The sequence below is a fragment of the uncultured Sphingomonas sp. genome, assembly GCF_964237155.1.
Taxonomy (GTDB): domain Bacteria; phylum Pseudomonadota; class Alphaproteobacteria; order Sphingomonadales; family Sphingomonadaceae; genus Sphingomonas.
Genome location: NZ_CAXSHH010000108.1, coordinates 1 through 5,924, shown reverse-complemented (window position 1 = coordinate 5,924; position 5,924 = coordinate 1). Strand labels below are relative to the sequence as shown.

The 5,924-nt window shown below is 67.5% G+C and carries 8 protein-coding genes; 2 read left to right on the top strand and 6 right to left on the bottom strand.

The features are described 5' to 3' along the window. Positions 1–58: 58 nt before the first annotated feature. From ACFE71_RS14485 to ACFE71_RS14465, 5 genes are all read right to left on the bottom strand, one after another. Positions 59–592: a glycine zipper 2TM domain-containing protein gene (locus ACFE71_RS14485; protein WP_375429469.1), complete on the bottom strand. Its 534-nt coding sequence runs from the start codon at positions 590–592 to the stop codon at positions 59–61. A 66-nt stretch (positions 593–658) separates the two neighbouring features. Next, positions 659–1,816: an aspartyl/asparaginyl beta-hydroxylase domain-containing protein gene (locus ACFE71_RS14480; RefSeq protein WP_375429468.1), complete on the bottom strand. Its 1,158-nt coding sequence runs from the start codon at positions 1,814–1,816 to the stop codon at positions 659–661. A gap of 64 nt (positions 1,817–1,880) precedes the next feature. Then, positions 1,881–2,333 carry a hypothetical protein gene (locus ACFE71_RS14475; RefSeq protein ID WP_375429467.1) on the bottom strand — a complete coding sequence of 151 codons (453 nt, stop codon included), beginning with the start codon at positions 2,331–2,333 and terminating at the stop codon, positions 1,881–1,883. 102 nt (positions 2,334–2,435) lie between these two features. Further along, on the bottom strand, positions 2,436–2,831 hold the full coding sequence (locus ACFE71_RS14470; RefSeq protein WP_375429466.1) for a type II toxin-antitoxin system VapC family toxin: 396 nt from the start codon (positions 2,829–2,831) through the stop codon (positions 2,436–2,438). Continuing rightward, positions 2,828–3,133, bottom strand: a complete 306-nt coding sequence (locus tag ACFE71_RS14465; protein WP_375429465.1) for a type II toxin-antitoxin system Phd/YefM family antitoxin — start codon at positions 3,131–3,133, stop codon at positions 2,828–2,830. The genes ACFE71_RS14470 and ACFE71_RS14465 overlap by 4 nt, the downstream gene beginning before the upstream one ends. Before the next feature lie 112 nt (positions 3,134–3,245). Between ACFE71_RS14465 and ACFE71_RS14460 the strand changes: the two genes are divergently transcribed. Both ACFE71_RS14460 and ACFE71_RS14455 read left to right on the top strand, forming a co-directional pair. Further along, positions 3,246–3,542: a HigA family addiction module antitoxin gene (locus ACFE71_RS14460; protein WP_375429464.1), complete on the top strand. Its 297-nt coding sequence runs from the start codon at positions 3,246–3,248 to the stop codon at positions 3,540–3,542. Positions 3,543–3,658: 116 nt separating this feature from the next. Then, positions 3,659–4,036, top strand: coding sequence for a GFA family protein (locus tag ACFE71_RS14455; protein ID WP_375429463.1), 378 nt, complete (start codon positions 3,659–3,661; stop codon positions 4,034–4,036). A gap of 80 nt (positions 4,037–4,116) precedes the next feature. Here the strand turns inward: ACFE71_RS14455 and ACFE71_RS14450 are convergent. Beyond that, a partial coding sequence (locus ACFE71_RS14450) for an ATP-dependent helicase (RefSeq protein ID WP_375429462.1) occupies positions 4,117–5,924 on the bottom strand: 1,808 nt, incomplete at its 5' end.

Genomic DNA, 5,924 nt, shown 5'->3' with positions numbered 1-5,924 from the left:
GCCGGCCGGGCTCGGTGCCGGTCGCGCCGCTAAGTGCCTTAGCGGCGCTGCACCGGGCCTAGCGGCAACGCACCGAGTTCTGTTCGATCGAGCGGCCTGCGAGGGCACCGGCGGCGCCGCCAAGCAACGTGCCCACGGTACGCGAGCGACCGCCGTCGATGATGTTGCCCAGGATGCCGCCCGCGCCCGCGCCCAGGATCAGGCCGGTGGTGCCATCGGCGCGGCGGCAGTAGTATCGGCCATCTTGGCCGGCATAGACGCGCTCGTCGTTGCCAAGCGTGCGGTCGCGGTAGTTGGGGCCGGAGCGATAGTAGCGGGCGGCGTCGTAATCGCCCTCGTCGCGCTCGTCGCTGTAGGTGGGGCGGTCGTAGCGGTCGTCATAGGGGACGTTCGGCGCGACGCGGTAGCCGCCAGCCGGAGCGCGGTAGCCGGGGCGGGCGGACTGGTAGCGGTCGAGCTCTCCGCGGAAGGTCTGGTATTCGCGGTCGAAGCGGTCCTGCGCCTGACGCATGCGGGCGTCGGCGGCCGGGCCTTGGGAGGAGGCGGGGGCGGCAAGCAGGGCGGCCGCGGCGAGAGCTAGGGTCAGCTTCATGGATATACACTCCGGCCCGGGAACGCGGGCATCACCTGCGACAACATTTCGGGGCCGGCGCGGTTCCTAATGGTCGGAGCCGGTCGGGGCGGGGAAGCCGCCATATTCGTCGATCGCCTCGAACAAGCGGGTAAGCTGGGTACGCTCGTCGAGGGTGACCTCGGGTCGCCAGATCTCGAACAGGAGGACGGTGCGGGTGGCAGGGCCGCGGTTCCAGGCCTCGTGCTCGATGCTGTCGTCGAAGATCGTGAGCTCGCCGTCGCGCCAGGCGCGGGTCTCGTCGCCGACGCGCATCGCGCAGCCCTCGGGCACGACGAGGGGCAGGTGGCAGATCAGGCGGGTGTTGAGCATGCCGTGATGCGGGCGGATGTGGGTGCCGGGCTGGAGACGCGAGAAGAGCGCCATGGGGGAGCGGCCGGCGATGCGGGGGATGGGAAGCTCGGCCAGCGCCGCGACGGTGCGGGGGACGCGGGCAGCTTCGGGCGTGAGCGCGCCGTTCCGCCAGATGTAGAAGGCGCTCCAGCTGGGGTCGTCGAGGAGCGGGTTGGCGACGGGGCGGGGGCGGTTCGGGTCGCCGGTGATGTAAGGGGCGAAGCCGTCGGCGTCGGTGAGCGCGGCCAGTTCGGCGCGGATGGCGGGGACGGCGGCTTCGAGCTCGGTGGCCCAGGGGAACTCCTCGCGCTCGTAGAACTGGCGCTGGGGGAGGCCGGGGAAGTAGAACATCGAGGGCTGTTGTAGATGGAGCTCGCGGCGGCCGAGCAGCAGGTCGAGCGAGCGGCGGAAGCGGGTGGGGCGCTCAGGTTCGGCGTCGGGGAAGTCGACCGCGGCGAGCAGGTGGCGTTCGTAGCGGGCGTTGTTCTCGGCCAGGAACGCCTGAGCGCGCTGGAGCAACGGCGTGAGTTGGGGCGGGGGCGGGGTGGCGGCCGCCTGTTTGAGCGCGGCGGTCATGAAGGATGCGGCGGCGCGGTCGTCGCCGTCGTCGCGCTTGCGCTCGCCCATCAGCAGGAGGGCGAGGATGTTGCGGGGCTCCTCGGCGAGAAGCGAGGCGAGCGCGTGCGTCTCGGCGGAGGCGTCGCCGAGCTTACGGCAGGCCTGGGCGAGCGGGAGCCAGGGGCGGCGGCCCTGCGGCTCGGTCTCGGTCGCGCGGGTCAGGTGCGGGCGGGCGGCGGCAAAGTCGCCCCGGCGGAGCGCGTCGAGGCCGGTCTGGAGGGGGGAAGGGATCATCGCGGGAGCTCGTCGCACGGGGGTCAGGGCGGGGCCAGTAGGGGCGAAGGTAACGAAGGTAACGCTAATACGCGTTTTGCACGTGGGCGGGGACCGGATCGAGCGCGGCGAGGGCCGCCTCCAACGCGGCGATCAGATCGACGGACGAGGATGGCGGGTCCATGTGACGGATCGCGGCCATGAGCAGCCGGTCGTTGTAGCGCCGCCGCTCGCCGATCTGGCGGCCGCCGTGGAAGACAGGCTCGACTACCCCGTCGATCGCGCGATCGATGGCCAGGGCCGCCGACTCGTTCCCGCCGCGGCGCGCGGCGTCGTCCCAGGCGGCGGCGAAGGAGGCGGCGTCCGGCCGCTTGCGGAGCGCGTAGGCGGATTTGGGGCTCATGCCGAAAGCCTTTGCGGCGGCCGCGACGACGCCGCAGCGGGCGAGCTGGTCGATGAAGGCGCGCTGCTTGTCGGGCGTCCAGCCGTCGTGACGGGCGGCGGTGAGGACGGGGGTGAAGGCGAGCGAATCGGGCATCGGCCAGGGTATGGCGAGGGCCGTTCTTGTAGGACAGCGCTGATTTTAGATGTGGAGGTAGAAGCGGGACCGCGGCTCAAGGCCGGGGTGACGGGGGTGGGTTCAGTCGCGCGGCTCAAGGGCGGGTCGGATGTCGGTTAGCGAGAAGTCGTTGCCGATGAACAGGAGCGGACAGTCGAACTCCTTGGCGAGAGCGTAGGCGAAGCTGTCGCCGTAATTGAGCCCGGCGCGATCTTGGCGATGTCCCCATCGCTCGAAAGCGGCACCGGCGGCGAGGGCACGGTCATGCGTGAGGGGAACCACCTTCGGATCGAGCCGCTCGACGAAAGAGCGAGCTCGGGCGAGAATGCCTTTTCGGGTCGCCACGACCAATATCTCGGTCAGCGAAGCGGCCGAGAGCAAGAGTTCGTCCGCGCGCTCGATCGCTTTCTGGCACCTTTCCGCGTCAGGTTCGCCAAGCATGATCGCAAACAATGCCGAACCGTCGAGGACGATCACGCGGGCAGGCCGTCCTCATCGTAGAGGTCGTCGGCGATGTTGGCCGCAGTGACGCCCTCCATGCCCGGCTGCCCTTTCAGAACGCCGCGGAACTCTTCCAGCACGCGGCGGCGGCGCTGCCTGACTTCCTCACGGTCGGAAGCGGTGGCGCTCGCACCCGATACGCCCAGCTCGTCGAAATTCGCTGGCCCGTCCAAGCGCTCCGGCTTGCGGCCCTCAATAACCAGACGCACGGACGGCGCGTCGCCGCGCGTGAGCACGATCTCCTCCCCGGCCTCGGCCCGGGCGGCAAGTTCGGACAAGTGAGTTGCTGCTTCAACTAGGGAGACTTGCATCGGTGAACTCCTACGGAAGTCATTTACCCGGTAACAGGCCGCGCTACAAATCAGAGAACTCATCGTTTATGCGTTACTCATGGCTATCAATCTTCACGCCGGTTTCGCCGTCCATCCGGGCGCGTGGCTGCGCGCCGAGCTGGTCGAGCCGCATGGGCTGACCGTGACCGGGGCGGCCGCCAAGCTCCATGTCACGCGGCAGGCGATGAGCAACCTGCTCGGCGGTCGCGCCGGACTGTCGGCGGAGATGGCGATCCGGTTCGAGAAGGCGTTCGGGGTGCGAGCGGACACGCTGATGCGAATGCAGGGCGCGCATGATCTGGCGCAGGTGCGGGCGCGGGAAGGCGAGATCGAGGTAGAGCGGGTGGCAGCTTAGCGCCTTTAATCGGGCTTGTTTGCGATATTGGTAGTCGCTGGACTGTCTACTTTCTTTTGAACACGGTTATATAGTGGCAATAAGGTTTTAGTTGATGCTTGTAGAGGCCGGCGGAAATGGAGTGGCAGGCAGAATGCAATTGTGGCCAGCTTCGGGCGACCTGCACCGGCACGCCTGATCGCATATCGGTTTGTCACTGTACAAACTGCAAACGTAGAACCGGAAGTGCTTTCGGATGGAACGCGAGCTTTCATGCGAGTGTCGTCAAGACCGTTGGGGACTATCATAGCTTCGCGCGTAGAACAGACTCGGGCAGAACCAATACCTATCATTTTTGTCCTATATGCGGCTCTACCGTTTTCTATGACGTAGAGATGCGACCGGGCATGACTTCGGTACCAGCAGGCGCTTTCGCCTCAGCAGACTTTCCCAAGCCCACCGTCCAAGTCTTCGGCCAACGGCGTGTCAGCTGGTGCGTTATCGATAATATATAGATTCCGAACGTTCGCTATTGAGAAAGTCAACGAAACTTTAAAGATGAGTCGCTTAAGCGAAAGCGGACAGACTCTTACGCTCACCCTACGCTCACAAAACTGTCCATCACCCGCTTCCGCCCGGCATGTTCGAAGTCGATCTCCAGCTTGTTGCCCTCGATCTGAGCGATCGCGCCGTAGCCGAACTTCTGGTGGAAGACGCGTTGGCCTAGTCCCAGGTCCTCGCGGCCTTTTTGGCCCAGGCCGACGGCGGGACCTCGGGACTCGACGATGCGGGTGGGCTGGGTGGTGAAGCTGCTCGCGGCACCCGCCGCGCGGGCCCAGCCGGGGCCTCTCCCCGAGCCTCGGGCGATGTCGGCGAAGGGATCGGACTGTTCGGACCAGTTGGCGCGCCATAGCGACTCGCCGCCGGTCATGCTGGTCTCGGTGTCGATGTGGGCGGGGGGGAGCTCGGCGACGAAGCGGCTGGGCAGGCTACTGGTCCACTGGCCGTAGATGCGGCGGTTGGCGGCGTGGAGGATGGTCGCGCGCCGCCTCGCGCGGGTGATCGCGACGTAGGCGAGGCGGCGCTCCTCCTCCAAGGACGCGGTGCCGCCCTCGTCCATCGCGCGCTGCGAGGGGAACAGGCCCTCCTCCCAGCCGGCCAGGAAGACGGTGTCAAACTCCAGGCCTTTGGCGGCGTGGATGGTCATGATGGTGACCTTGGGCGCGTCCTTGGCGGCGTCGTTGTCCATGACGAGCGAGACGTGTTCGAGGAACGCGCCGAGCGACTCGTATTCCTCCATGGCGCGGACGAGTTCAGTCAGATTCTCGAGGCGGCCGGCGGCGTCGGCGGACTTTTCGGCCTGGAGCATGGCGGTGTAGCCGCACTCGTCGAGGAGCTGGCGGGCGAGTTCGGGATGCGGGAGCTCGGTCGCCATGTCGCGCCAGCGGTGGATATCGCCGACGAGCCGCCCGAGCGACTTGCGGGCCGCGCCGGTGAGCTCGTCGGTGTCGAGGATGCGGGCTGCGGCGGTGGTGAGCGGGGTGTCGGTGGAACGGGCGAGCTGGTGGATGCGCGCGACGGCCTTGTCGCCCAGGCCACGCTTGGGGACGTTGACGATGCGTTCGAAGGCGAGGTCGTCGGCGGGCTGGTTGACGACGCGCAGATAGGCGAGCGCGTCGCGGATCTCGGCGCGTTCGTAGAAGCGGAAGCCGCCGACGATCTTGTAGGCGAGGCCGGTGGCGATGAACCGGTCCTCGAACTCGCGCGTCTGGTGCGAGGCGCGGACCAGGATGGCGATGTCGTCGAGGCTGGTGCCGGCGCGCTGGCCGGACTCGATCTCCTCGCCGACGCGCCGCGCTTCTTCGGGGCCGTCCCAGACGCCGAGCACCTTGACCTTCTCGCCCGCGTCGAGCTCGGTCCACAGCTCCTTGCCCAGGCGGCCGCCATTGTGGGCGATGACGCCGGACGCGGCGGCGAGGATGTGGGGGGTGGAGCGGTAATTCTGCTCCAGCCGGACGATCTTGGCGCCGGGGAAATCCTTCTCGAACTTGAGGATGTTCTCCACCTGCGCGCCGCGCCAGCTGTAGATCGACTGGTCGTCGTCGCCGACGCAGGCGATATTGCGGCGCTCCTGCGCGAGGAGGCGGAGCCAGAGATACTGGACGGTGTTGGTGTCCTGATACTCGTCGACCATGATGTAGCGGAAGCGTTGCTGGTAGAGCTCGAGCACCTCGCGGTCCGTGCGCAGCACGACGAGCATGTGGAGGAGGAGGTCGCCGAAGTCGCAGGCGTTCACGGCCTTCAGGCGCGCCTGGTACTGCGCGTAGAGTTCCTGGCCGCGGCCTTTGGCGTAGCGTTCGGACTCGCCCGCGTCGATGTCGGCGGGGACCTGGCCCTTGTTCT